The 25,491-nt window shown below is 65.9% G+C and carries 24 protein-coding genes; 15 read left to right on the top strand and 9 right to left on the bottom strand.

Annotated features, from left to right (window positions below):
• Positions 1–55 precede the first annotated feature (55 nt).
• A complete protein-coding gene (locus SAS01S_RS03595; RefSeq protein WP_066804937.1) occupies positions 56–898 on the bottom strand; it encodes a LysR family transcriptional regulator in 843 nt (280 codons plus the stop codon).
• An 85-nt stretch (positions 899–983) separates the two neighbouring features.
• On the opposite strand from SAS01S_RS03595, the gene SAS01S_RS03590 reads away from it, so the two are divergent.
• From SAS01S_RS03590 to SAS01S_RS03580, 3 genes are read left to right on the top strand one after another with little or no spacing between them, the layout of a single operon-like run.
• The gene (locus tag SAS01S_RS03590) at positions 984–1,643 is read left to right on the top strand and encodes a hypothetical protein (RefSeq protein WP_066804936.1); all 660 of its coding nucleotides are present in this window, start codon (positions 984–986) and stop codon (positions 1,641–1,643) included.
• Between the two features lie 59 nt (positions 1,644–1,702).
• Positions 1,703–3,106, top strand: coding sequence for a serine hydrolase domain-containing protein (locus tag SAS01S_RS03585; protein ID WP_066804924.1), 1,404 nt, complete (start codon positions 1,703–1,705; stop codon positions 3,104–3,106).
• A gap of 43 nt (positions 3,107–3,149) precedes the next feature.
• On the top strand, positions 3,150–4,541 hold the full coding sequence (locus tag SAS01S_RS03580; RefSeq protein WP_066804922.1) for a leucyl aminopeptidase family protein: 1,392 nt from the start codon (positions 3,150–3,152) through the stop codon (positions 4,539–4,541).
• Here SAS01S_RS03580 and SAS01S_RS03575 read toward each other — a convergent pair.
• The 3 genes from SAS01S_RS03575 to tpiA form a co-directional block, all read right to left on the bottom strand.
• Complete coding sequence (locus SAS01S_RS03575; protein ID WP_066804920.1) at positions 4,526–5,161, bottom strand: DUF937 domain-containing protein; 636 nt, start codon at positions 5,159–5,161, stop codon at positions 4,526–4,528. The two genes, SAS01S_RS03580 and SAS01S_RS03575, sit on opposite strands and share 16 nt — an antisense overlap.
• A gap of 63 nt (positions 5,162–5,224) precedes the next feature.
• Positions 5,225–5,782 (bottom strand): cupin domain-containing protein, encoded by a 558-nt coding sequence (locus tag SAS01S_RS03570; protein ID WP_066804917.1) that lies wholly within the window; start codon positions 5,780–5,782, stop codon positions 5,225–5,227.
• The gene (gene tpiA, locus SAS01S_RS03565) at positions 5,779–6,531 is read right to left on the bottom strand and encodes a triose-phosphate isomerase (protein ID WP_066804914.1); all 753 of its coding nucleotides are present in this window, start codon (positions 6,529–6,531) and stop codon (positions 5,779–5,781) included. Before tpiA ends, SAS01S_RS03570 begins: the two co-directional genes overlap by 4 nt.
• A gap of 167 nt (positions 6,532–6,698) precedes the next feature.
• Between tpiA and SAS01S_RS03560 the strand changes: the two genes are divergently transcribed.
• Entirely contained in the window at positions 6,699–8,675 is a 1,977-nt protein-coding gene (locus tag SAS01S_RS03560) for a peptidylprolyl isomerase (protein WP_066804911.1), read from the top strand.
• 4 nt (positions 8,676–8,679) lie between these two features.
• The gene (locus tag SAS01S_RS03555) at positions 8,680–10,188 is read left to right on the top strand and encodes an anthranilate synthase component I family protein (protein ID WP_066804902.1); all 1,509 of its coding nucleotides are present in this window, start codon (positions 8,680–8,682) and stop codon (positions 10,186–10,188) included.
• A 3-nt stretch (positions 10,189–10,191) separates the two neighbouring features.
• Here the strand turns inward: SAS01S_RS03555 and SAS01S_RS03550 are convergent, their stop codons facing one another.
• The gene (locus tag SAS01S_RS03550; protein WP_066804901.1) at positions 10,192–10,614 is read right to left on the bottom strand and encodes a hypothetical protein; all 423 of its coding nucleotides are present in this window, start codon (positions 10,612–10,614) and stop codon (positions 10,192–10,194) included.
• Positions 10,615–10,758: 144 nt separating this feature from the next.
• Here SAS01S_RS03550 and SAS01S_RS03545 point away from each other — a divergent pair, with 144 nt between their 5' ends.
• The 7 genes from SAS01S_RS03545 to lexA all read left to right on the top strand — a co-directional run bounded on the left by SAS01S_RS03545 (position 10,759) and on the right by lexA (position 16,355).
• Positions 10,759–11,343 carry an anthranilate synthase component II gene (locus tag SAS01S_RS03545; RefSeq protein WP_066804898.1) on the top strand — a complete coding sequence of 195 codons (585 nt, stop codon included), beginning with the start codon at positions 10,759–10,761 and terminating at the stop codon, positions 11,341–11,343.
• A 108-nt stretch (positions 11,344–11,451) separates the two neighbouring features.
• The gene (gene trpD, locus SAS01S_RS03540; RefSeq protein ID WP_066804947.1) at positions 11,452–12,447 is read left to right on the top strand and encodes an anthranilate phosphoribosyltransferase; all 996 of its coding nucleotides are present in this window, start codon (positions 11,452–11,454) and stop codon (positions 12,445–12,447) included.
• The gene (gene trpC, locus SAS01S_RS03535) at positions 12,444–13,232 is read left to right on the top strand and encodes an indole-3-glycerol phosphate synthase TrpC (RefSeq protein ID WP_066804896.1); all 789 of its coding nucleotides are present in this window, start codon (positions 12,444–12,446) and stop codon (positions 13,230–13,232) included. Before trpD ends, trpC begins: the two co-directional genes overlap by 4 nt.
• 48 nt (positions 13,233–13,280) lie before the next feature.
• Positions 13,281–13,796 carry a cyclic pyranopterin monophosphate synthase MoaC gene (gene moaC / locus SAS01S_RS03530; RefSeq protein ID WP_066804894.1) on the top strand — a complete coding sequence of 172 codons (516 nt, stop codon included), beginning with the start codon at positions 13,281–13,283 and terminating at the stop codon, positions 13,794–13,796.
• Between the two features lie 101 nt (positions 13,797–13,897).
• On the top strand, positions 13,898–14,377 hold the full coding sequence (locus SAS01S_RS03525) for a hypothetical protein (protein WP_066804892.1): 480 nt from the start codon (positions 13,898–13,900) through the stop codon (positions 14,375–14,377).
• A gap of 62 nt (positions 14,378–14,439) precedes the next feature.
• Positions 14,440–15,627: a molybdopterin molybdotransferase MoeA gene (locus tag SAS01S_RS03520; protein WP_066804890.1), complete on the top strand. Its 1,188-nt coding sequence runs from the start codon at positions 14,440–14,442 to the stop codon at positions 15,625–15,627.
• A gap of 56 nt (positions 15,628–15,683) precedes the next feature.
• Positions 15,684–16,355 (top strand): transcriptional repressor LexA, encoded by a 672-nt coding sequence (lexA, locus tag SAS01S_RS22080; protein WP_084238460.1) that lies wholly within the window; start codon positions 15,684–15,686, stop codon positions 16,353–16,355.
• Here lexA and SAS01S_RS03515 read toward each other — a convergent pair.
• Positions 16,246–18,582: a ComEC/Rec2 family competence protein gene (locus SAS01S_RS03515; RefSeq protein ID WP_084238459.1), complete on the bottom strand. Its 2,337-nt coding sequence runs from the start codon at positions 18,580–18,582 to the stop codon at positions 16,246–16,248. The two genes, lexA and SAS01S_RS03515, sit on opposite strands and share 110 nt — an antisense overlap.
• 28 nt (positions 18,583–18,610) lie before the next feature.
• On the opposite strand from SAS01S_RS03515, the gene gltX reads away from it, so the two are divergent.
• From gltX to SAS01S_RS03500, 3 genes are read left to right on the top strand one after another with little or no spacing between them, the layout of a single operon-like run.
• Entirely contained in the window at positions 18,611–20,044 is a 1,434-nt protein-coding gene (gene gltX, locus SAS01S_RS03510) for a glutamate--tRNA ligase (protein WP_066804887.1), read from the top strand.
• 17 nt (positions 20,045–20,061) lie between these two features.
• Positions 20,062–21,339: a citrate synthase gene (locus SAS01S_RS03505; RefSeq protein WP_066804884.1), complete on the top strand. Its 1,278-nt coding sequence runs from the start codon at positions 20,062–20,064 to the stop codon at positions 21,337–21,339.
• Positions 21,339–21,524, top strand: coding sequence for a hypothetical protein (locus tag SAS01S_RS03500; RefSeq protein ID WP_066804881.1), 186 nt, complete (start codon positions 21,339–21,341; stop codon positions 21,522–21,524). The genes SAS01S_RS03505 and SAS01S_RS03500 overlap by 1 nt, the downstream gene beginning before the upstream one ends.
• A gap of 255 nt (positions 21,525–21,779) precedes the next feature.
• Here SAS01S_RS03500 and SAS01S_RS03495 read toward each other — a convergent pair whose 3' ends face one another.
• The 3 genes from SAS01S_RS03495 to SAS01S_RS03485 all read right to left on the bottom strand — a co-directional run bounded on the left by SAS01S_RS03495 (position 21,780) and on the right by SAS01S_RS03485 (position 25,475).
• Entirely contained in the window at positions 21,780–23,150 is a 1,371-nt protein-coding gene (locus SAS01S_RS03495; RefSeq protein ID WP_066804878.1) for a sensor histidine kinase, read from the bottom strand.
• Positions 23,147–24,229, bottom strand: a complete 1,083-nt coding sequence (locus SAS01S_RS03490; protein WP_066804875.1) for a DUF2336 domain-containing protein — start codon at positions 24,227–24,229, stop codon at positions 23,147–23,149. The genes SAS01S_RS03495 and SAS01S_RS03490 overlap by 4 nt, the downstream gene beginning before the upstream one ends.
• A 67-nt stretch (positions 24,230–24,296) precedes the next feature.
• Positions 24,297–25,475 carry a hypothetical protein gene (locus tag SAS01S_RS03485; RefSeq protein ID WP_066804872.1) on the bottom strand — a complete coding sequence of 393 codons (1,179 nt, stop codon included), beginning with the start codon at positions 25,473–25,475 and terminating at the stop codon, positions 24,297–24,299.
• Positions 25,476–25,491: the final 16 nt, after the last annotated feature.

The following is a 25,491-nucleotide window of genomic DNA, read 5'->3' as shown; positions in this document are numbered from 1 at the left end:
CAGCCGGACACCAAAATCGGCTCCGTCACGACCTCGCCGGAAGTGAGTACGGACCCTAGGCGAGCAGTTCGCGGATCATCGCCGCCTCGGGCGAGGCCAGCGCTCCGCCGATCCCGCAGAGATACAGCGTGTTGGGCGCCCGCCCTGCCTTTGCGGGATCGAGGCCGGCCGCAAGGCAGGCGTCGAGCGGCGCGATCGTCGCCCCGCGCCCGGCGCGGACGCTGATCAGGGCTTCTTCCAATTCGGTACAATGGTCGTGACGGATCAACGACGCGGGCTGGCGGCCGAACACTCGGTCGAACCAATGGCCGAACACATAATCATATTCGTCATAAGTGACGAAGCGCAGCCGCTCGATCGCATCGAGCCTGCCGACATCGCCGCTGGCGCCCACCAGCACCGCTTCTTCGCTCGCCAGTTTGACCGATTCGACTGGCACCGCCGTCACCGCGCGATAGGTCACGGCCAGATCGATCTCCCCAGCCAGCAACGCCGCGAGCAGATCGTCGTGCGATCCGGTGCGAAACAGGATCGGCCGCGCACCCGGCAGTGTCGCGAACAGCAGCGGCGCGAGCCGGTAGCGGCCGAACCCGGTCACCGCGCCGATCCTGAATGGCGTGACAAACCCGTCGTCGCGATTGAGATAGACGCGTACCCGATCGATCTCGTCGAGCGCGCGGCCGATTGTATCAAACAGCACTCTTCCCTGCGGAGTGAGCCGAAGCGCCCGGCCCGATCGCTCCATCAGCGTCACGCCGACATCGCGCTCGAACCGGCGAAGGTCGGCATGGACCGCGGGCGCCGATTTGCCGATCGCGCGTGCCGCCGCTGCGATGCCGCCGGCCCGTGCGACCGCATGGAATATGGCCGCCCGCCGCAGACCCGCGCCTTCAAACATTCCGTTTCACCTAACGATTAGAGCCTGACTTTCGAATTACGGAATTACCGGGGCAAGTCTACACCGCGAGAGAAGGAGAATTCCGATGCTCGTCCGACTTTTGTTCGCCTGCCTGCCGATCGTCGTTCCCGCCGTCGCGGCCGCGCAATCAGGCGGCACCGCGCACCTTTATGCTTATACGGTGAAGGACCGAGCCGCGTTCGAAGCTGGCTATCGCCAGCACCTGCGCTGGCATGCGGCTCATGCCGACAAGCTCGCCTGGTTCGCCTGGTACGTGGCGAACGGCGATCGCGCGGGCGCCTTTGTCGACGGAACGTTCGGGACGACTCCTGATAGCCTTGCTGGTCGACCCGATCCCAAAGGCGACGGCGCCGACTTCCGGGCGAATGCCGGGCCCTACGTCTCCGCGATCGGCGACGAAGGTTGGGAATTGTGGCGCGAAGCGAGCCGCGCGACGCCGCTCGAACAGCGACGACCGGGGGCATATCTGCACGTCTATGCGATTGCCGCGGACGATCCCGCAGCGTTCGAGGCCGCCATCGCCGCTCGGCCGCTGCGGGGCGCAACCTGGTATCGCGGCCTCGACGGAACGCCGGGACGCTATTTGCTGATGCTCCCCGCGCACTCGCCCAGCGTGCCGCCGCCTTTGTCGCTGAGCGGCAGCCCTGTACGCACGCTCCGCGCCGAAACCTGGCAATACGCCCCGCGCCTGGCGCTCATGCCAGGGGTACCGCTGGTCCGCTGATTGCGCGCGGCGAATGGCGGCGTATAGCGAGCGGGCCATTCTTTCGGAGCCGCCCGCCGATGCGCTTTCTGCCGCTTGCCCTGCTTCTCGTCTCCACCCCTGCCCTCGCGCAGGATCTGACCCCGGCCGAAACCACCAAGGTCGATTCCATCGTCACCGACACCCTCGCACGCAATGGCGTGCCCTCGGCATCGATCGCGATCGTTCGCGACGGCAAGATCGTGTTCGCCAAAGCCTATGGCAAACAGGCCGAGACGATCGCGACACCGCGCAGCGATGCCCCGTATCAGATCGCGTCGATCTCCAAGCAATTCACCGCCGCCGCGATCCTGATGCTGGAGGATGAGGGCAAACTCAGCCTCGATGATAGTGTCGCCAAGTGGGTTCCCGGCATCACCGATGGCGACAAGATCAACATCCGCCAATTGCTCAGCCACACGTCGGGCCTGCAGGATTACTGGCCGCAGGATTACAGCTTCGCGGCAATGGAAAAGCCGATCACGCCGCAGCAGATCGTCGATCGCTGGGCGAAGAAGCCGCTCGATTTCGCGCCGGGCACACAATGGCAATATTCGAACACCGGCTATGTCGTCGCCGGGCTGATCGTCGAAAAGGCGGCGGGAAAGCCGCTGCTCGCCTATCTGCAGGACAAGGTGTTCAAGCCGCTCGGCATGAAGGTGATCGATCAGGATCTGGCGGTCGGCAAGGGCTATCCGCAAGGCTATCATCGTTATGCGCTCGGCCCGGTGCGGGTCGAGAAGCCGGCGGCACGCGGCTGGCTATTCGCGGCGGGCGAGCTCGCCATGTCGGCGAGCGATCTCGCCAAATGGGACATCGCGCGATTGAACCGCAGCGCGATGCCGGCGGATGACTGGCAGGTGCAGGAAACCCCGATCCTGCTGACCAACGGCAAGTCGACCAATTATGGCCTGGGGGTCTTCGCCGGCACCGAAAAGGGGCATCGTTACGTCGAACATAGCGGCGAGGCGGTCGGCTTCCTGTCCGAGAATATCGTCTATCCCGACGCCAAGGCGGCCGTCGTGGTGCTGGTCAATTCGGATTTCTCCGATGCCTTTACCGGTATTGCGAGCCAGATTTCCGAGCTTATCCTGCCGCCCGCCACCGGGGCCGCGGTGCCTGGCGACGCCGAAACGTCAAAGACCGCGCAGGCGCGCGCGATCTTCGACCAGTTGCGGGCCGGCAAGCTCGATCGCGCGACGATGACCGAGGACGCCAACTACTATTTCGACGCCACCGCGATCGGCGACTATCGCAACAGCCTCGCCAAGCTCGGCGACCCCGCGTCGTTCGTCCTGACGCGGCCCGCGCGGCTGCGCGGCGGGTTCGTCAACCGCAATTATACCGTCACTTATGCGAACGGCACCAAGCTGGCCGTGGTGACCTATGCCGAGCCGGACCGCGCCGGCCGCTACGAACAGTTCATCGTGATGCCCGCCGAGTGACAGAGCTCCACCGATCGACCCGCTTACCCGACGAGACAATCGCATGACCGACTTCCCTGCCCTCCTTCAAGCTGACCGCGGTCAGTCCGCCCGTACGATCGAGGTCATCCATCCCGACGGATTTGCCGATTGGCTGGCTGCGCAACCGCCGCGGGTGCGTGCGATGCTCACTGCTGCCCGGGTGACCGGTAAGGCCGGCAGCAAGGCGATCCTTCCCGGCGAGGGCGCCGAAGACTGGTCGGTGCTGCATATCTGCGACGAAGCGGCGACGTCGCCATGGCGCCTGGCCTCCCAGCCCGATTTCCTGCCCGAAGGCACGTACCGGCTGAAGAGCGGCGATTTGGGTGCGGCGGGTCTGGGCTGGTTGCTCGCGCAGCATCGATTCGACAAATACACCAAGCCTGACAAGGACAATGGGCCGCGCGTCCTGCTGACCAGCGATCCCGCGACCGTCGACGAAACCGTCAGGCTGGCACAGGCGACCGCCTTGGCCCGCGATCTGGTCAATCTCGGCTCGTCCGACATGGGCCCGGCCGAACTCGAAGCCGAGGCGGCGAAGCTCGCCAAGACATTCGATGCGACGCTGACGGTCACGCGTGGCGATGCGCTGGCCACGGGCTATCCGATGATCGACGCCGTCGGCCGTGCCGCTGCCAAGCATCGCGCGCCGCGGCTGATCGAGATCGAATGGGGCAATCCCAAACATCCGCGCGTCGCCTTGCTCGGCAAGGGCGTGTGCTTCGATTCGGGCGGGCTCGACATCAAGCCGGCGAGCGGCATGCGGCTGATGAAGAAGGATATGGGTGGCGCCGCGCACGCACTCGCTTTGGCCAATCTGATCATGGGCGCACGACTGCCGATCCGGCTGCATGTGTTGATCCCCGCGGTCGAGAATGCGATCTCGGCTGACGCCTTCCGGCCCGGCGACGTGCTCAAGACGCGCAAAGGGCTGACCGTCGAGAACACCAACACCGATGCCGAGGGACGGCTGGTGCTCGGTGATGCGCTGACCAAATCAGGCGAAGGCAAGCCCGAACTGGTGATCGACTACGCAACGCTGACCGGCGCGGCGCGTGTCGCCCTCGGCCCCGATCTACCCGCGACCTTCGTCAGCGACGAGACGCTGGCCGCCGACCTGATCGAGGCGGGCACGGCGGTCCACGATCCGTTGTGGCGGCTGCCGCTATGGGACGGCTATGATGAGTACCTCAAATCGGATGTCGCCGATTTGGTCAACGCACCCGACAATGGCTATGCCGGCGCGGTCACGGCCGCCTTGTTCCTACGCCGTTTCGCGCCCGAAGGTGTGCCCTGGGCGCATCTCGACACGTTCGCCTGGCGCCCGACCGCCAAGCCGGGACGCCCCAAGGGCGGCGACGCGCTGGGCGTGCGCGCTGCCTGGGCGATGCTGAAGAAGCGTTACGCTCTGGGCTGACCGCTGCCGCGCACCATGCCCAGGATGTCGTCGAGCGGATTGCCGTCGTGATTGGCATCGAGCATCGATGCCAGCCCGCCGAGACTGCCGAAGATGCCGCCGGCTGGCGCCGCAGCGGATGCCGCCGGAATGGTAGGAGCAGCACTCGCGCCACCGCCGGCGATCATCGACGTCAGCACGCTCGCGGCGATCCCGCCCATTACGCCGCCGCCCATTTTCTTCGACACTTGTTGCGCGACCAATCCGGCGACGATCGGCAGCATCGCCTTCATGATCGTATCGCTGATCCCGGTTTGTGCCGAGGCGGCGGTCGCGACCGAGCGGCTGACGTCCTTCGACCCGAAAATCTGGCCGAGCACGGCATTGCCGGCATCGGTGTCGGTCGCCGGGGAACTAGTCGCGCCAGCGATGTCGGCGACCGAGCCTAGCCCGCCGCCCTGTTCGACCTTCTTCAATCCGCCGAGAACCGCCGGCAGCAAGGCGCCGACTGCCGCATTAGCCTGATCGGGGGTGAGCCCGAATTGCTGCGCGAGCGCACCGACATCGACTGGCGGTGACGCGCCGGCATCGCCGCCGCCTGCGCCGGTCGCCTGCTGAAGAAGCTGTCCGAGAATATCCATTGCCGCGACTCCTGAAGAGGAAGGTCAAGCTGCTAGTTCGATTCCGACGCAAACCGACCGCGATCACGCGGCGGGTGATCGTACCGCGTCGATCAGCACGAAGGCAATGCGCGCCAGGTGGTCCGACCTGTTTTCCCATCCATGCGGCGTCCCGCGCTGGATCAGGATGTCGCCCGCGCGCAGGATCGTCTCGTCGCGATCCATCACCGCGACGATCTCGCCCTGCAGCACGATCGCATAATCCACCGTATCGGTGGTGTGCATGCTCGCCGATCGCGCGCTGCCTTCGTGGTGATCGGCATCGGGATAGAGCGCGGCGAACACTGCCTTGACCATCGCAGCGCGTTCTTCCGGTGTGGTATCGCCGATCGGCGGAAAGTCGATCACGCGCAGCACCGTGCCGCGGCTCGGCGGTAACACGCCACGATGCTGGTTGATGTCGTCAGGCGCCTCGATCGCGCCAGGCGCCGCGTGCGTGCGCCACATATTGGTGCTGCGATAGGTCGAGCCGGGCAGGACGAACTCGGCCGGGCTCGGACCGTCCTCGGCGATGTACGACCGGCCATCCGCATCGATCGCGGTGAGTACCCGGCGCGGCGCCGGCAGCGGCGCGTCGGTCACGTCGACTGCGCCTTGGCGGCCTCGATGATCGGCACGAACTTGTCCGCGGTCAGGCTGGCGCCGCCGACCAGCGCGCCGTCGACATTTTCCAGCGCCAGGATTTCGGCGGCGTTCGCCCCGGTCAGCGACCCGCCGTAGAGGATCCGCATGTCGAGCGCGGTGTCACCGATCATCTGACGCAGTTTGGCGCGGGCGATGGCGTGCATCGCTGCAATGTCCTCCATGGATGGGGTCCAGCCGGTGCCGATCGCCCAGCGCGGTTCGTATGCAAGCGTCAGCCAATCGGCATGGGCATCGTCGGGCAAGGATTTCTCGATCTGCGCCTGGACGACGCGTTCGGCCCGCCCGGCGTCGCGCTCGGCCTGGGTTTCGCCGACGCACAGGATGACGGTCAGGCCCTGGCGATGCGCCGCAGCAGATTTCATATACGCGTCATGGCTGGTCTCATGCTGGTCGCCGCGGCGTTCAGAATGGCCGACGATGGTGAAGGCGGCACCCGCCTCCCTGACCATCGACGCCGAGACGCAGCCGGTATGCGCGCCGCTATCAGCCTCATGCACGTCTTCGGCACCGATCGCGAGCGATGGCACGCGCGCATGCGCCGGTGCGATCAGCGTCGCCGGGACGGCAATCGCGACATCGACATTGGGTGCCGCAGCGGCTGCCGTTGCGATGGTGTCGAGCTCGGCCAGCGCCGCCAGGCTGCCGTTCATCTTCCAATTACCTGCGATCAGCTTGCGCCGTGCCATGGTTCCTCCCGTTTTTCTTTGTCCCCGATAGCGCTCGCGGGAGCCCGCGCAAGCGTCGCGCTTGATATGCCGCGCCGCGGCGGCTCGAGCGTGTGCTCAGGCATTGCCGTAATCGAGCACGGACCCTAAAGCGTCGGCTCGTTTTTCAGGACTAACGATCGGGCCCCATGCTCACTTTCTTCCGCAAGATCATCTTTTCGCGCATCGGCGCCCTCATCACGCTGATCGTCGTCGGCCTGATCGGCGTGGCGTTCGGGCTGGGCGACGTCACCGGCCTGCGCTCGAACGCGCTGGGCGGACAAAGCGCCGCGACCGCCGCAACTGTCGGCAACGACACGATCTCGGTGACTGATCTGCGCAATGCCACCGACGGCATGCTCAACATGTACCGCAATCAGGCGCCGCAGCTCACCATGGCGGAGTTCATCAGCCGCGGCGGATTCGATGGCCCGTTCGAAAGCCGGCTGACCTCGATGGCGATGGAACAGTTCGGCCACAGCCAAGGTATCCGCATCGGTAAGTCGTTGATCGACAACCAAATCGCCAACATTCCCGGTGTCCGTGGGCTCGACGGCAAGTTCGACAAGGACAATTACAACCGCTTGCTGGCGATGCTGAAGTCCAACGATCAGCAATTCCACGATCAAATGGGCCGCGACCTGATGACCCAGTTGATGCTCGGCCCGATCGCGGCGAACGCGACCGACAAGCTGAAGGGCCCCGCAGGCGTGGCGACCTCCTATGCCTCGATGCTCCTCGAAAAGCGCAACGGCACCGTCGCCTTCGTCGATACCAAGAAGATGCCCGCAGGCGCGCCGGTCACCGACGCCGAAGCGAACGCTTATTACAGCCGCAACGTCGCGCGCTATACGATTCCCGAACGCCGCTCGGCACGTTACGCGTTGATCACGCTCGACGAGCTCAAGAAGCGCGCCACTCCGACCGATGACGAGATCGCCAAGGCCTATCAGGCGCAAAAGGCGAAGTTCGACGCGGGCGAGAACCGGTCACTGAAGCAAGTCGTATTGCAGGACCAGAAAGCCGCCGCCGATCTGGCGGCCAAAGTCCGCGGCGGCACCGCGATCGAAGCCGCGGCCAAGGCACTGGGGCTTGAGGCGGCAGCGATCAACGACGTCAACAAGACCGCTTATGCCGGCCAGTCGACGCCCGCATTGGCCGATCAGGTGTTCGGCGCGGCGCAGGGTGCGGTGATTGGTCCGGTCAAGACGCCGCTCGGCTGGGTGGTCGCCCATCTCGACAAGATCACCAAGGTCGCGGGCAAGACGCTCGATCAGGCCAAGCCCGAGTTGACCAAGGAACTCACCGACCAGAAACTGGCGGCCATCGCACAGACGCTGCGCGACCAGATCGAGGACGCGATCACCAATCGCCAGACGCTCGATCAGATCGCGGCCAAGCTCAACGTGACCGTCCAGACGACGACGACGCTGACCGCCAACGGCACGGATCCAACCGCGGCGACTCCGGTCAAGCCCGACCCCAACCAGACGACGCTCTATCAGCTCGCCTTCCAATCCGAAGCCGATGACGATCCCCAGCTGGTGCCGTACGGCCAGGACGGCAGCTTCGCAGTCGCCAAGCTCGACAAGGTCATTCCCGCCGCCCCACGTCCGCTGGCGTCGATCACTGATCAGGTGAAGAAGGACATCGTTATCGACCGTCAGGTCAAGGCAGCCCGCGACGTCGCCAACGCGATCACCGGAAAGGTCAACAAAGGCGTCCCGCTCGCCCAGGCGATGGCCGAATCGGGCATCAAGCTCGACGCGACCAAGCCGATGTCGGCCAATCGCGCCCAGCTGTTCGCGACCAAGCAGCCGCCTGCCCCGTTGGTATTGCTATTCAGCAAGCCCAAGGGCAGCGCGTCGCTGGTCGAGGCGCCGTACAAAGGTGGCTGGTTCGTCATCGTCGTCGACTCGATCGACAAGGGCAGTGCCGCCGGCAATGCCCAGTTGGTCGACAAGATGCGCGGCGATCTCGGCGCGAGCATGGGAGACGAATATCGCCAGCAATTCGCCAGCGCTGTGCGCAACAAGGTCGGCGTGAAGAAGAACGACGCCGCGATTACCGCGCTGCGCCGCGACCTGCTCGGCCAGGGCGGCGACGGCAGCGACCAGCCGCAATAACGCCATGGTCGAAGGAGCCGACGCCGCGCTGACCGCGCTCGCGGCCGGACGCCCCGCCCTGGTCTGGCGGCGTCAGGTCGCGGACACCGAGACTCCGGTCGCCGCGGCACTGAAACTGATCGAACCCGGGCGCGGCGACTTCCTGCTCGAATCGGTCGAGGGCGGCGCGGTGCGCGGACGGCACAGCCTGTTGGGACTCGCGCCCGATCTGGTGTTCCGCGCGGACGGCGAACGTGCGGCGATCAACCGCCATTGGCTGACCGATCGCGCCGCGTTCGAGCCTTGCGCGGAGCCCACGCTGGCGGCATTCCGCTCGCTTGTCGCCTCGTGCCGGATGGACGATGTTCCGCCGGAACTGCCGCCTGCGCTCGCCTGTCTGGTCGGCTATTTCGGCTACGAGACGGTCGGGCTGGTCGAGGACTTGCCCCGCCCCGCGGATCCCGGGCTCGGCTTGCCGGACATGATCTTCGTGCGGCCGACAACGGTGCTGATCTTCGATCGGCTGGCCGATCAATTGTTTCTGGTGGCGCCGCTCTGGCCCGATAGCGGGCTTAGCCCCGAAGCAGCGCTGGCGCTTGCCGAGGAACGCATCGACGGCGTCGCCGCCAGGCTGGCGAGCGCGCCGATCCCGGCGGCGCCGCGTGGCAACCCGAGAGAGGTCACGCTGACCCCGGTGCTGCCGGACGGCGCCTATCGCGAGATGGTATTGAAGGCGAAGGACTATATCGCGGCCGGCGATATCTTTCAGGTCGTCCTGGCGCAGCGTTTCACCGCCCCGTTCGCGCTGCCGCCGATCGAACTCTACCGTGCACTGCGACGAGTGAACCCCTCGCCCTTCCTCTATTTCCTCGATTTGCCCGACTTCGCGCTATCGGGCTCCAGTCCCGAGATATTGGTGCGCGTACGCGACGGCGAAGTGACAATCCGCCCGATCGCCGGCACGCGCCCGCGCGGCAAATCGGCGACCGAGGACGAAGAGAATCGCCGCTCGTTGCTCGCCGATCCCAAGGAACGCGCCGAGCATCTGATGCTGCTCGATCTCGGCCGCAACGACGCCGGCCGCGTCGCGGCACCGGGCACGGTCAAGGTCACCGACAGCTATACGATCGAGATGTACAGCCATGTGATGCACATAGTCTCAAACGTGGTCGCCGAACTCGACGGCAGCAAGGACGCGGTCGATGCGCTGTTCGCAGGGTTTCCCGCGGGGACGGTGTCGGGCGCGCCCAAAGTCCGCGCGTGCCAGGTTATTGCCGAACTCGAGCCGGAGGCGCGCGGCGCTTATGCCGGCGGGGTCGGCTATTTCTCGCCCGATGGCTCGATGGATTCGTGCATCGTGCTGAGGACGGCGGTGGTCAAGGACGGCGTCATGCACGTCCAGGCCGGTGCCGGCATCGTCGCCGACAGCGACCCGGTTTACGAACAGCGCGAGTGCGAGGCCAAAGCAGGCGCCCTGCTCGCCGCCGCCCGCGAAGCGATCGCCCGGGCGGGCGACGCTCGCTTTGGGCAATAGGTTTTACTGGTCGTCCGACTGACCGTTGGCCTTGGCGCGGCGCTCGGCCGCCCAGGCCCGGGCCGCCGACCGCGCGCAACCGGTCTGACCGCCTGATCCGACCGGCGAGCAGGTATCCGGCAAGCCTGCAGCTTCACGACTGGTCTGCTCGTCGGCAGCGACGCGATTCGTCCAGGCCTGACGCGCCGGTGGGATCGGCCCGGCGCCGCGCAGCGCTTTGGGGATACGATAAGGATCGTCGACCGTCGTGCACACAACGATCTCGTCACCGGTGGATGGCGGACATTTCTGGTCGGGTTCCACGACCACAGAGCGGATCCGTTTGACCGGCTGGCCGGTATCGACCTGCTTATCGGGCTTGTCCTGCGCCATTGCGCCCATGGGCACGGCAAGCAAGGCCAGGGCTGCGAACGCGGTACGGATCATCGGTGCGACCTTTCTTTGGGCACTTCAACGCCCCCCAGATAGGATCGATCCCGTATCATTCCAGCGCTTGGCAGGCCGAAACACGGCGAAACGAGGGCGCAACGACGATTGTCGCGGTGCAGCGAACGCGCTAGCGGGGCCGCAATGATTTTGGTGATCGACAATTACGACAGCTTCACCTGGAACCTGGTCCATTATCTGATGGAGCTCGGCCAGGACGTGCAGGTCGTGCGCAACGACGCCCTGACCGCGCGCGATGCCGTGGCGAGCAATGCCGAGGCGTTCCTGATTTCGCCCGGTCCCTGCACCCCAAACGAAGCCGGGGTCAGCCTGGATCTGGTCGCCGCTGCGGCCGAAGCGGGACGGCCGCTGCTCGGCGTTTGTCTAGGCCATCAGTCGATCGGTCGGCATTTCGGCGGGCATGTCGTGCGCGGCGGGCTGATGCACGGCAAGACGTCGGCGATCACCCATGACGGGACCGGCTTGTTCAAGGGCGTTCCTTCGCCATTCCAGGCGACTCGCTATCATTCGCTTGTGGTCGAGGATGTGCCCGCCGAGCTGATCGTCAATGCGCGTGCCGAAGACGGGTTCGTGATGGGGTTCCGCCACGCGACCCTGCCGATCCACGGCGTGCAATTCCATCCCGAGAGCATCGCCACCGAGCATGGCCATCAATTGCTCGCCAATTTCCTCGAACTTGCCGGGTTGAAGGCTAAGGCGCTGGCGTGAAACGGTTGCTTAACCGTCACCCCGGACTTGTTCCGGGGCCCAACCTGCCATGTCGGAATCCAGCCGTCGTTGCGCGCTTGATGCCGGAACAAGTCCGGCATGACGGCAATGACTGAATTCGTGCTCCTCCCCGACCCCTCGACGCCGCTATCGCGCGAATCGGCGGCCCAGGCGTTCGCCGACATCCTCGACGCCAAGACGTCCGAGGAGACGATCGCCGACTTCCTCATCGCGCTGACCAATCGCGGCGAGACCAGCATCGAGATCGCCGAAGCCGCGCGCGCGCTGCGTGCACGGCTGATCCCGATCGACGCGCCGGGCAACGCAATCGACGTCTGCGGCACCGGCGGCGATGGCCACCACACGCTCAACGTCTCGACCGCGGTCAGCCTGGTGGTCGCGGCAAGCGGCGTGCCGGTGGCCAAGCATGGCAACCGGGCCGCGAGTTCGAAGGCCGGTGCCGCTGATACACTGGAGGCGCTGGGCCTCGACATGGAACGCGCCGGCGCGCTTGCCCAGGCGACGCTCAACGACCTCGGCATCTGCTTCCTGTTCGCCGCCAACCATCATCCGGCGATGAAGCGCATTACCCCGATCCGCCGCCGGATCGGTCGCCGCACGATCTTCAACCTGATGGGCCCGCTCGCCAACCCCGCGCACGTCACGCGTCAGCTGATCGGCATCGCGCGGCCCGATTATACCGATACCTATGCCGAGGCGCTCGAGCAGCTCGGCACCGAGGCCGCGCTGGTCGTCTCGGGCGAGGAGGGGCTGGACGAGGTGTCCGGCGCAGGGCCGACGGTGGCGGTCAGCGTTGGGCGGCTGTCGCTGCCAGGCCATATCACGCCCGAAGATGCCGGCCTGCGGCGCCATCCGATTGCTGCGATCCATGGCGGCGACCCCGCTTATAACGCCGCCGCGTTGCGCCGCCTACTCCTGGGTGAGCATGGCGCCTATCGCGATGCCGTGCTGATCAACGCTGCCGCCGCGCTCGTCGTCGCCGGCGCCGCCGACACGCTCACGGAAGGTGCGGAGGAAGCAGCCGAGACGATCGACAAGGGTCTTGCCAACGCGCTGCTCGATTGCTGGATCGCCTATAAATGACCAATATCCTCGACCGTATCCTCGAAACCAAGCGCGCTGAAGTCGCCGCGAAAAAAGCGACAACGTCGCTCGCCAGCCTGGAAGCGATGATCAGCCGCCGCGATACCCCGCGCGGGTTCAGAAAGGCGCTCGACAAGAAGGCGAAGAGCGGCCCGGCATTGATCGCCGAGGTCAAGAAAGCGAGCCCGTCCAAAGGCGTGATCCGTGAGGACTTCGATCCGCCGGCACACGCGCTTGCTTATCTCAAGGGCGGTGCCACTTGCCTGTCGGTCCTGACCGACGAGCAATATTTCCAGGGCGACGATTCCTATCTCGCATTGATCCACGAGACCGTGCCGCTGCCGCTGTTGCGCAAGGATTTCATGATCGATCCGTGGCAAGCACATGAGAGCCGTGCGCTCGGCGCCGACGCGATCCTGATCATCGTCGCCGCGCTCGACGACGCGCGCATGGCCGAGATCGAGGCGGCGGCGATCGATTGCGGCCTCGACGTGCTGGTCGAGGTCCATGACGAGAAGGAACTCGATCGGGCGCTCAAGCTACAGTCGCGACTGATCGGCGTGAACAATCGCGACCTGCGCGATTTCTCGATCAGCTTCGCTGGTACCTATGACTTGGTCGGCAAGGCGCCGGCGGGATGCACCTTCGTTGCCGAAAGCGGCCTCACCTCACACGCCGATCTCGAAGCGATGCGCGCGCATGGCGTGAACTGCTTCCTGGTCGGCGAGAGCCTGATGCGTGCGGAGAATATCGCCGCGGCGACCAAAGAGTTGCTGGGGGATTAGTCTCCCCTCCCGCTTGCGGGAGGGGTCGGGGGAGGGCATGTCGTTTTCATGTCCCAACGCGACACCCCCTCCCCTAACCCCTCCCGCGAGCGGGAGGGGAATCTAACGCACCTCGACGAGACAGGCGCGGCGCGAATGGTCGATGTTTCCGGCAAGCTGGAAACCGAGCGCCGAGCGGTCGCGACCGGACGCATATCGATGTCTCGTGAAGCCGCAGCCGCGATCGGCGCGGGCGATGTCTCCAAGGGCGACGTCCTCGCCGCCGCCCGCATCGCCGGCATCATGGCCGCCAAGCGCACAGGCGAATTGATCCCGCTCTGCCACCCACTCCCGATCACCAGCGCCGCGATCGACCTATCGGTAGATGCGGACGGCGTGACCGCGACCGCGACGATCACCACCACCGGCCGCACCGGCGTTGAGATGGAGGCGATGACCGCAGTCTCGGTCGCGCTGCTGACAATCTACGACATGGCGAAAGCGATCGACAAAGCGATGACGATCGACTCGGTCCGCCTGCTGTCGAAGACCGGCGGCAAGTCAGGGGACTGGCTGGCCCCTTGATCGATCGGACTATTCCGGAAGATCACAGCACCTTGTCCGGCATGCGTTGACCGCTCGTCTCCCCAAGCTCACCCTTCAGTGCATTCCGAGGGGGGATGCCAATGAAAAAGCTGTTCCTGCTGCCGCTGGCAGCATTGCTGATCGCGCCGGTCACGGCCGCAGCACCCGCAGCCGATAGCGATCTGACCAAGCCGATTCGTCAGTTCATCGACGGCTTCAACACCGGCGACACCAAATCGGCTTATGCCGCATATGTCCAAGGCGACGTGTCGATCATCGACGAATTCGCTCCGCACCTGTGGGTTGGCCCCAAGGCGCCCCAACTGTGGGCGGCCGATTACGACAAGCACGCGAAAGCAAGCGGCGTATCTGACGGATCGGTCAAATACGGCGCTCCGACGCGCCGCGAAATCGACGGTGCCAGGGCCTATGTCATCATTCCGACTGTCTATGCCTACCGGGAAAAAGGCGCGCGGACCGCCGAGGAAGGCGAGATGACCTTCGTTCTGTCGAAAGGCAAAGCAGGCTGGAAGATCAAGGCCTGGACTTGGTCGGGCGTCAAGCCGCATCCAGCTGGCTGACAGGGTTCATCGCGCGGCGAAGCGCTGGCGGGGAGGCGATGGGCTGTGGCATGACGTAAGCGATGACTCCACTGCTCCCCGTCGCCGATGCCCAAGCCCGATTGTTTGCGATGGCGCCGAATGTCGCAACCGAATACGTGTCGCTCGCCGCGGCAGCGGGGCGATGGACTGCCGAGCCGGTCATCGCCCTGCGCGCGCAGCCCGGTGCCGATCTGTCGTCGATGGACGGCTATGCGATCCGCTTCGACGACTTGCCTGGTCCTTGGCGCGTGATCGGCGAAAGCGCGGCGGGAAGCGCTTTTGGCGGTTCGATCGGGCGCGGAGGGGCGGTGCGGATCTTCACCGGCGCGGCCATGCCCGCGGGGGCCGACAGCGTGCTTGTTCAGGAAGAAGCCGAGCGCGCCGGTGACACACTGGTCCTCGCCGGCGAGGGGCCGCCGCGCTGCGGCGCGAGTGTGCGGCGCAGGGGACTCGATTTCGAGCGGGGTGCGGTGCTGATCGACGCTGGCACCCGTCTGACACCCGCCGCGATCGCGCTCGCGGCGACCGGCGGGCATGGCGCACTCACCGTCAATCGCCGTTTGCGCGTCGCTATCATGGCGACCGGCGACGAACTCATCGCGCCGGGCACCGCCAGCGACGACCCGCTCGCACTGCCCGAAGGCAATAGCGCGATGCTGGCGGCGATGCTCGCCGATCTGCCGGTCGACGTGACGGTAGCAGGGATCATCCCCGACCGGCTCGACGCTCTCGTCGCGGCGTTCTCCGGCGCGCATGCCGATATTATCATCACGACCGGCGGCGCGTCGGTCGGCGATCACGATCTGGTACGCCCGGCGCTCGAAGCGGCAGGCGGAGCGGTCGATTTCTGGCGGATCGCGATCCGGCCGGGCAAGCCGATGCTCGCGGGCCGCCTCGGCGAGACGATAATGCTGGGTCTGCCAGGCAACCCCGTATCGGCATTCGTTACCGCCACTCTCTTCCTGCGGCCATTGATCGCCGCGATGGCAGGCGCGGCCGATCCGTTGCCGCGGATGCTTCGCGCGGAGCTCTCTGCCCCCCTTCCCGCCAACGACCGCCGCCAGGATTATCTGCGCGCAACGTTGGCCGATGGCCGCGTCTCGGCCGCCGCCATACAAGACAGTTCGATGCTGGCGACACTCGCGCGAGCGACCTGCCTGATCGTCCGTCCGCCACACGCACCGCCAGCCGCTATCGGCGATACTGTGGACGTCCTGCCGCTCGCTTGACTTGATCCGCAACGTTCCGTAAAAGTTCCGCGTCTGTTCTGGACGGAGGAACGTCGATGCTCACTAAGAAGCAGCATGAGCTGATCTGCTTCATCAACGATCGCTTGAACGAAACCGGCGTGTCGCCGTCGTTCGAGGAGATGAAGGAGGCGCTCGACCTCAAGTCGAAGTCCGGCGTGCATCGCCTGATCTCGGCGCTCGAGGAGCGGCAGTTCCTGCGGCGCCTGCCCAATCGGGCACGCGCACTCGAAGTGCTTAAGATGCCTGAGCGTGCCGACAGCAAGCGTGCCGTGGCCGCGCAGCCCAAGCCGAACAATTTCCGCCCCGCCCCCGAACCCGCCAACGACGTGATCGAGATCCCGCTGCACGGCCGGATCGCAGCCGGCGTGCCGATCGAAGCGTTCGAAGGATCGTCGATGCTGCCGGTCCCTGCCGCCTTGCTCGGCAGCGGCGAGCATTATGCGCTGGAAGTCGCCGGTGACTCGATGGTCGAGGCCGGTATCCTCGATGGCGATTACGCGCTGATCCGCCGCACCGACGTGGCGCGCGACGGGGAAATCGTCGTGGCGCTGATCGAGGAAAGCGAAGCGACACTCAAATATTTCCGCCGCGAAGGCGCTATGGTGCGGCTCGATCCGGCCAATCGCGCTTACGATCCGCAGCGTTACGCTCCTCAGCAGGTGCGGATCCAGGGCCGCCTCGCCGGCCTGTTGCGCCGATACGATTAAGTCGCGGACCCGATATTACCCAAGGATGGCGGTCGCCGGGCTGGCGGACGGTGACGATCCGTCCGCTGGCCAGGCTAATTGCCATCCCGCCGGTGCGGCGCAGGAACGGCGCATCGAGTTTGAGCCAGATCGGGCGGCACGCTGACGGCAATCGCCGGTCGCTGACGACAATGTCCACCGCGCGACACGCGGCGATCAGCTGGTCGGACGGCAATTGGTACAGGCTTCGCGTCGCCAGCACGCGGAATATTCGTCCGCCCGATTGCACCAGAGCGAGGCATGCGTCGGGCGTGCATTTGGCGAAGGGCTGGTCGGACAGCAGCAACGCCTCCCCATCCACTCCGGCATTCTGGGTCATCGTATCGCGGGTATAATCCCCTGCCTTATCGCGCAGGATGGCCACGCCGCCGTCGGGCGTGCGCACCGCAAGATGCTGTCCGTCACCGGAGATCAGCAGATCGGGTGCCGGGATCGCCAGCGCCCAGATTGCGCCCATCGCCATCGGAACGAGTCCGGCAAAGCGCATCCGCGAGCGCCACAGCATCAGCCATAACAATCCCAGGATCATCAGGCCGAACGCGCCCGGCGGCATGCCGGGCAGCATCGCTACCGACCCCGGCGCTTTGGATGCGGTACGCGCGATCCACAGCAACAGGTTGAGAGCGTGCGTGGTCACCCACCAGAACGGCGCGCCCAAGCCGATCGCGTCGCCCGCCAATGCCAACGCCTCGGCCGGCATGATGACGAAGGTGGTCAGCGGTATCGCGACGATATTGGCGACGACACCGTACATGCCCTCCTTATGAAAGTGATAGAGCGCGATCGGGGCCAGCGCCGCTTCGACGACCAGGCCGGTAAGCAGCAGCGAGCCGATTTCGCGCGCGACACGACGCCACCATGCCTCATCGCGTTTCTCGAACAATCGCTTGATGCGCGGCTGCTCGTGGAACGCGATCAGTGATCCGACCGCAGCGAAGCTGAGCTGGAAGCTCGGCCCCGCGAGCGCCTCGGGCCAGATCAGCAGGACGATGAAGGCGCCGGCCGCGACCAGCCGCAGGGTTATCGCCTCGCGGCCCATGGCGAGCGCCGCCAACACCAGCAAGGCGGCGATGCACGACCGCGCGGTCGGCACCTGGCTGCCGGTAAGCAATGTGTATCCAATCGCCGCGATCGCACCCGCGCCCGCAGCGACCACTGGGATCCGCACCCGCAGCGCGAGCCATGGCCATAAGGCGAGCAGCCGCGTGACCGCCCAGATCGTCGCGACGACCACGGCAGTGATATGCAGCCCGCTGACCGACAATAGATGCGCGAGCCCGGATCGTCGCATCGCGTCGGCATCCTCCAGCGAGATCGCGCCCTCGTCACCAGCCGCCAGCGCGGCCGCGATTCCGCCCGCACTGCCCTCGACCTTGCTCTGGATGTGCGCCGCCAGCGCTGCGCGCAGGCCGTTCGACCCCCTGCCCGGTTCGATCACCTTGACCGGCGCGTTTCCCCTGCCGGTAGCTCCGAGGCCGTCGAACCATGCCACTTGGCGAAAATCATAGGCGCCGGGCACCGTCGCTTCGTTGGGCGGCATCAACCGCGTCTGCAGCTTGATGACGGCACCAGGTCCGAGCCCGGCGGGTACGTCCGTGTCCGCGATATTCACCCGGACATGCGGCGGCAGCACGAGAGGCGGCCTGGGCCGATCATCGCATCCCCGCCCTCCCCGCCCATAAGGCAAGCCGCCTTCCTTGCCGCACTTCGACCGCGGCGGGCTGGCAACAGCCTGGGCCGCTATCGGCGTCAACCTCACTCGCACCAGTTCGCGGGCCGGCAGCGGCTCGACACTCTCGACCCGCGCGGTCAGCATGACGATGGCCGGCCGCACCAGCACCGGTTGCGCGACATAGGAAGCGCGCCACCACGCCAGCCCCAGGCCCAATGCCGCCAGGCCGGCGGCCAGCGCCACGGCGCGGCTGGCGCGCCCGCCTTGCCCGATTGCGATTGCCGCCAGCACGATGCCGGCCTGCGCAAGCATCGCTGCGATCCACTGCATCGGGTCGTCGAGCACGAACCACAAAGCAATCCCGCCGCCCAATGCCACCGGCAGCCATAACGGGAGTTGATCGCGCTCCGCCTCCAACCCATGTTCGAGTGCAAAGCGCGCACGCGTACATCGTGCCGCCAGCGTTTGAAGCGGTAGGAACCGCGTGCTAGGGCGCGCGGCGGCGACGGTCGCCATCAGTCATCCAGCCTGGGAGCATGCGCGGTTGAGCGCCAGTTCTGACTCCGGGGCGCCCGCAGGCGCACCCGTCACCAACGTCGTCACCCGGTTCGCGCCTTCGCCGACCGGCTTTCTGCATATTGGCGGCGCGCGCACCGCGTTGTTCAATCTGCTGTTCGCGCGACACCACGGGGGCAAGTTCCTCCTGCGCATCGAGGATACCGACCGCGCGCGATCGACACAGCCCGCAATTGACGCCATTTTGGCGGGAATGCGCTGGCTCGACCTAGAATGGGACGGGCCCGAAATCTATCAATTCTCGCGCGCCGCTCGCCATGCCGAGGTCGCGTATGAAATGGTCGAAAAGGGAGCCGCCTATCGCTGCTACCTCACGCAAGATGAGCTTGCCCAGATGCGCGCCGAGGCCGAAGCGGCGAAGAAGCCGCTCAGAATCCGCTCGCCCTGGCGCGACCGCGTGCCCAACGATCCGCAAGCGCCGCACGTCATCCGTCTGAAGGCCCCGACCGACGGCGCGACCACCATCCAGGATCGCGTCCAGGGTGAGGTCACCGTCCAGAATAGCGAAATCGACGATCTCGTCCTGCTACGATCGGACGGTACCCCGACTTATATGCTGGCGGTGGTGGTCGACGATCATGACATGGGCGTGACTCACGTCATCCGCGGTGACGATCATCTCAACAACGCCTTCCGCCAATTGCCGATCTATCGCGCGATGGGCTGGCCGGAACCGGTCTATGCCCATATTCCGCTGATCCATGGCGCGGATGGCGCCAAACTGTCCAAGCGTCACGGCGCGCTCGGCGTCGACGCCTATCGCGACGAGATGGGCCTGCTGCCCGAGGCGGTGGACAATTATCTGTTGCGGCTCGGTTGGGGTCATGGCGATGACGAGATTATCAGCCGCGCCCAGGCAATCGATTGGTTCGACCTGAACGGTGTGGGAAAATCACCAAGTCGGTTCGATTTGAAGAAACTAGAGAACCTGAACGGGCATTATATTCGCGAAGCGGACGACGCTCGGCTCGCCGATCTCGTCGCCCCCCGAATCCCGCTGGAATTGACCCCGCCGCAGCACGAACTGTTGCGCCGCACCATGCCGTTCCTCAAGCCGCGCGCCGCCAATCTGGTCGAACTGGCCGAGGGCAGCATGTTCCTTTTCCACGCCCGACCGCTGCCGATGGACGCAGATGCAGCAATGCTGCTTCAGGGTGAGGCACTCACCTTGCTCGCGCGCCTTCACACGGCGCTTGACGCCGTCGCGGACTGGGATACGGAGGCGCTCGAAAACGCGGTTCGGCAAGTCGCCGAAGACGCCGGGGTAAAGCTCGGCCAGGTCGCGCAGCCGCTTCGCGCGGCGCTGACCGGCAAGCGCACTTCCCCCGGCATTTTCGACGTGCTTGTTGTCCTTGGCCGCGTGGAAAGCCTGGGCCGCATATCCGACCGGATGGCAGCCTGAATTCGAAGGAATGTTATATGGCCGACACGAACACCCTCAAGTTCGGGAATCACGACTATCCGGTGATGTCCGGTTCGGTCGGCCCCCAGGTGGTCGATATCCGCAAGCTGTACAACGAAACGGGCATGTTCACCTATGACCCGGGCTTCACCTCGACCGCCAGCTGCGAATCGGCGCTGACCTATATCGACGGCGACGAGGGCATTCTGCTCCATCGCGGCTATCCGATTGGCCAGCTCGCCGAGCAATCGAGCTTCATGGAAGTGAGCTATTTGCTCCTCAACGGCGAACTGCCGTCGAAGGGCGAGCTCGACGAATTCACCCACACGATCACCCGCCATACCATGCTGCACGAGCAACTCGCGACTTTCTATCGCGGTTTCCGTCGCGACGCGCATCCGATGGCGATCATGTGCGGCGTGGTCGGCGCGCTGTCGGCTTTCTATCACGATTCGACCGACATCAACGACCCACACCAGCGAATGATCGCGTCGCACCGCCTCATCGCCAAGATGCCGACGATCGCGGCGATGGCGTACAAATACAGCGTCGGACAGCCGTTCCTCTACCCGGACAACTCGCTGAGCTACACCGGCAATTTCCTGCGCATGACGTTCGGCGTCCCGGCCGAGCCGTATGAGGTGAACCCGATCGTCGAGCGTGCGCTCGACCGCATCTTCATCCTCCATGCCGATCACGAGCAGAACGCGTCGACCTCGACCGTCCGCCTGGCCGGGTCATCGGGCGCCAATCCGTTCGCGTGCATCGCGGCGGGCATCGCCTGTCTGTGGGGTCCGGCGCATGGCGGCGCCAACGAAGCCGCGCTCAACATGCTGCGAGAGATCGGCACGCCCGATCGAATCCCCGAATTCATCGCGCGCGCCAAGGACAAGAACGACCCGTTCCGCCTGATGGGCTTCGGTCACCGCGTCTATAAGAATTATGATCCGCGTGCGACGGTGATGCAGCAGACCGTGCGCGAAGTGTTCGACGCGCTCAAGGTCAGCGATCCGGTGTTCGAGGTCGCGCTGCAGCTCGAGCATATGGCGCTCAACGACCCCTATTTCGTCGAGAAGAAGCTGTTCCCGAACGTCGATTTCTATTCGGGCGTGATCCTGTCGGCGATCGGTTTCCCGACGACGATGTTCACCGCCTTGTTCGCGCTCGCCCGCACTGTCGGCTGGGTCGCACAGTGGAACGAGATGATCAGCGACCCCGCCCAGAAGATCGGCCGGCCGCGCCAGCTCTACACCGGCCCGACGCAGCGCGATTACACCGCTATCGGCCAGCGCTGATGCGCCTGCTGCTCCAGATCGTCGGCGCGATCTGCATCGCGATGGGGTTGCTGTGGGTGGGCCAGGGCACCGGCCTGGTCCACTGGCCGGCATCGAGCTTCATGCTCGATCAGCGCATCTGGTCGATCTGGGGCGCGTTGCTCGCCGCGGGCGGCATCGTGCTGGTGTGGATCGGCCGGCGCTAGAGTCAGCACTGCTCAAGTCAGGTGCGGGACCTGTTGATATGAGTTCTCGCACAAAGACACGAAGGCGCGAAGATTTGGTTCGCGCAGAGGCGCAGGGAACGCGGAGATAATGCGCGCGAAAGTGCGCTTTCGTTTTCGCAGTCAGGAAATGAAAGGCTGCTAACGTAGCCGGGCGAAACACCTCGGCGCCCTCTGCGCCTCTGGGCAAACCACTCTTCTTCTTTGGGCCTTCGCGTCTTTGTGCGAGCCAAATCTTCAGCCGCTCGCTCCCGGCAAAGTCAGCATGAAACGCGCACCCTGGCCCAGCGCCGAATCGACGGTCAGGTCGCCGCCCATCGCGCGCGCCAGCCGTCGGGCGATGTAGAGACCCAGTCCGCTGCCGCCCGGCTCGCTGGTATCGACGCGTTCGAATTTTTCGAAGATGCGCGCCTGATCCTCGGGGGCGATGCCCTTGCCCTGATCGGCGACGATGATCACCGCCGTACCACGGTCGCGATGAGTGCGGATCCAGACCATCCCCCCATCGGGCGAATAGCGCACCGCATTGCCGATCAGATTGACCAGGATCTGCAGCACGCGCTTGAACTCGCCGGTTGCGGGGGCTTTGTCGACCTCTTGCGGCGCGTCGATCTTGACGCCGCGTTCCGCCGCGCGGACGCCTAGCAGGCCAGCCGCGCGGCGCCCGATATCGGCGAGGTCAATCGGTTCCGCCGCGGGTGCGAAGTCGGACCGCTCGACTGCCTGCAGATCGACCAGATCGTCGACCAGACCGAGCAGATGCCGTCCGGCGCTCGCGATGTCCGAGGCATAATCGGCATAATCGCGCCGGATCGGTCCCTCCGTCTGGGCGTGGATGCTGTCGGCATTGGCGATGATGCGCCCGAGCGGCGTGCGCAATGCGCGATCGAGCCGGGCGCTGAACGCGTCGAGTGGATCGCTGGGACGATCCTCCGCCGGTTGTGTCACCTCACGCGCCTCGGCCCTGACCGCGCCGATATAGCCCGCGAACAGGCCCTCCGCGTTGAGGGTCGGGTGCGCAGACAAGGTCACAGCCTGGCCGGTCGCGCGCACCGTCGCCGCTTGACCCTCGAACGACTGGTGCACCGTCAGCACGCCGAGCATCGGCATCGCCCCTTCAGCGTCCATCTCAAGCGCAAACAACGACGCTAGCGGCTTGCCGAGCGCGCTTTCGGGAGCCACCCCCTGCTGTGCGGCCCCCGCAGCTACCGCCGTCAACCGCAAGGTCGCATCGGTTTCCCACCACCAATCGGCGCCTTGCAGCAACAGATCGCGGTCACGCCGCGCCGGATCGACCGGCGGCGTCCACGGCGCGCGCAGCTTCCAGCCACTCAACTCCAGGCGCACGCCGTCGTCGACCGGATCGGCGCGAACCCACAATTCGACCTCATCGGGTCCGTCGGCGACCAGCACATGCCGCGCGACCGTGATTCCCAGCCGCTGGGCGAGCCGCGCGAGCACGGCGACCTGCGGCACGACAAAAGGCTCCCCGAGCGCGCCACCGGCGCGTGTGTTGAGGTCGTCGAGCCGCGGCCCGGCATCCACCAGGCGCCCGTCGCGATCGACGAAACCGTGAACCGGCGGCAAGCCGGCGTCGACCGCGCTCATCGACGCTTCTCCAGGTCGGCCATCGCCGCGCGAAAATCGGGATGGAGCCGGAGCGGCGCAAGCGCCCCGCGCGCCTCGTCGGGCGTGACCGCGGCGATCGCTTCCAATTGATCGGCAAAGACTTCGACATCGCGTCGCGGGTCGGCTTCGCACAGGCTGAGCCCGATCCGGGCGACCGTCGCGCGGTCGAGCCCGGCCCCGCGTAGCGCCAGCCATAATTGCTCGCCGCCATCCAACACGATCTGCCGCATCGTCACGTAATCGATGCCCAAGGCATGCCCGAGCAACGCGATGACCAGCGCCACTCGCCGATCCCCTAGTGCATGCCTCAGTACCGTCGCCAGTTCGGCGGGTTGCGGATCGATCGTGGCCGCCAGCCGCATCGCCGCGCTTTCCAGACGATCGCCTTCGTCATGGTCGGCGAGCGCGCGCAACGCTGCCTCGACAATCATGCGATCTGCAATGCTCGGCCCCAATTGTTCGCGAATCGCCGCTGCTACCCACCAGACCAGCCTGTGGTGCAGTTCGGCCGGGAGTTCGGTCCGCTCCAGCCGATTGCTGTCGATCAGCCCGCGGCGCCGGCTTTCGGCGGCCATCATCGTCAACGCCGCATCCGCGACCGAGGCGTCGGCACTTCCGGCCAGCCGCGCGAGCAGGCTGGCCGAGCCGATCTCATCGGGCGGCAAAGCCGGCAACAGGTCGACCAGCAGATCCTGCCGGGTTCGCGCGATCAATTCGCGCATTAGCTCGAAATCACGCAGCAATCCGCTGTCGACCAGGCGGTCGAGCACCGGCGCACCGCTGTCGATCCGTTGGATCAATGCCGGATCCACGCTGGCCAAAAGTGTGACGGTTCGCTGGCGGAGATCGTGTTCGACCACCGCGACCATCGCGGTCAGCGTCGCCGCGAGCGCCGCGCGCGTCCGGTCGTCGAGCCGCGAATCGTCGGGGAGGAAGAAGTCGTCAATCGCCTCGGCCAGGCGGCGGTCGACATGACGCGCCGCTGCCGCCGCGCGCGCGAGCAGCGTGCTGGCGCTCGCACGGGCGCCATCGTCCCAATCGCCTTGGTCGATCGACATCGTGCGGTTGTACGATTGTGTCGTTAAAGCGAGGTTAGCCAGAACTCACCGATTTCGCGGGATGTGGTTAACCGCCTATACGCGATCGCAAAGCTTCCACTGCAAAACCGAGCGTGACGCCGGCATAGCTGGCCGCCGCCGCCAATCCCCAGACCGGATATCCGACCAGCACTGCCGGCAGCAGGATCAGCGGATAAGCGGCCGGGACTGCCCACCACCACGGTCGTGCGACCACTCCTGCCGCACGTTCTGCCAGCGCTGCGGCCAGGACCGTCGTCAAGGCTAGCAGCGGCGGCGTTGCGCTGGCGGCCAGAAACCCGACCCGCTGACCCAATAGCAGAGTCGCCAATGCGACCGCCGCCGGCGTACTCCAGCGCAATATCCTGCCGAGCGTCCGCTCGTCGCGCAGCCACGCCAGTACATCAGCCAGCGCGAGAAGCGCGAGCGCCAGCACGATCGCCGCCATGCCCGAGGCAGACCAGCCGATCGCGATCGCCGCTAGCCCACTCACGCCGAACAGGCCGCCAAGCCCGGCTAGCGCAACGGGGGGCACGCCGCGTGCAACCAATGGCGGCAGCGCCAGTTTGGCGAGCGGCGCGACCAGGAAGCGATCGACCCAATTGGTCCGTGTGCCGAGCGCCGCGACCAGCGCGGCCCGGCCCTTTGCCGCCAGCGCGCGCGAATCGCGCTGGACGCCGTGACCTTCGCGCACGGCGGTTTCGGGTAGCGGCAATTGCTCGGCACCGCGTTGCGCGATCACCCGCAAGAGCGAGGAGGCGAAATCATAATCGGCCGGCAGCTTCACGACATCGGCGATACGCTGCGGGTCGATCGTGGCGATTCCCGCCCATACCGCGCTGGGACCGATCCGTTCGAGTTCGTCGCCAGTCGCGGCCACCAGCAACGTATCGCGATCGCGATCGCGCATCGCTTCGACCATGACGCTGGTCGTCATCAGCCCATCCGCCAACCACATCACGCGGGCCAGCGGATGGAGCTTGGCGAGCACCTCGGCGGGACCACGCACCGCGTCGACCGCAATGCCGCGCCGACCCATGCGATTGATCGCGCCAAGCAATTCCGGAGTCAGGCGGGAAACGACGACGATGATCTGCGACGCCCCAGCGGCGATCAACAGCCGCGCCTGGAATTCGATCAGCGTCACGCCCCCCACCGGCAACGTCGCCGCCAGTGTATCTTGGCGATCGGACGCGTCGGCTGTGGCGAACAGGAGCCCGGCAAGCATCCGGGGCTGTTAAGCC

Origin of the sequence: Sphingomonas asaccharolytica NBRC 15499, from assembly GCF_001598355.1 — a bacterium.
In the GTDB taxonomy this organism is placed as follows: domain Bacteria; phylum Pseudomonadota; class Alphaproteobacteria; order Sphingomonadales; family Sphingomonadaceae; genus Sphingomonas; species Sphingomonas asaccharolytica.
Note: the sequence above shows the minus strand (reverse complement) of the source record. Positions and strands in the feature narration are given on the sequence as shown.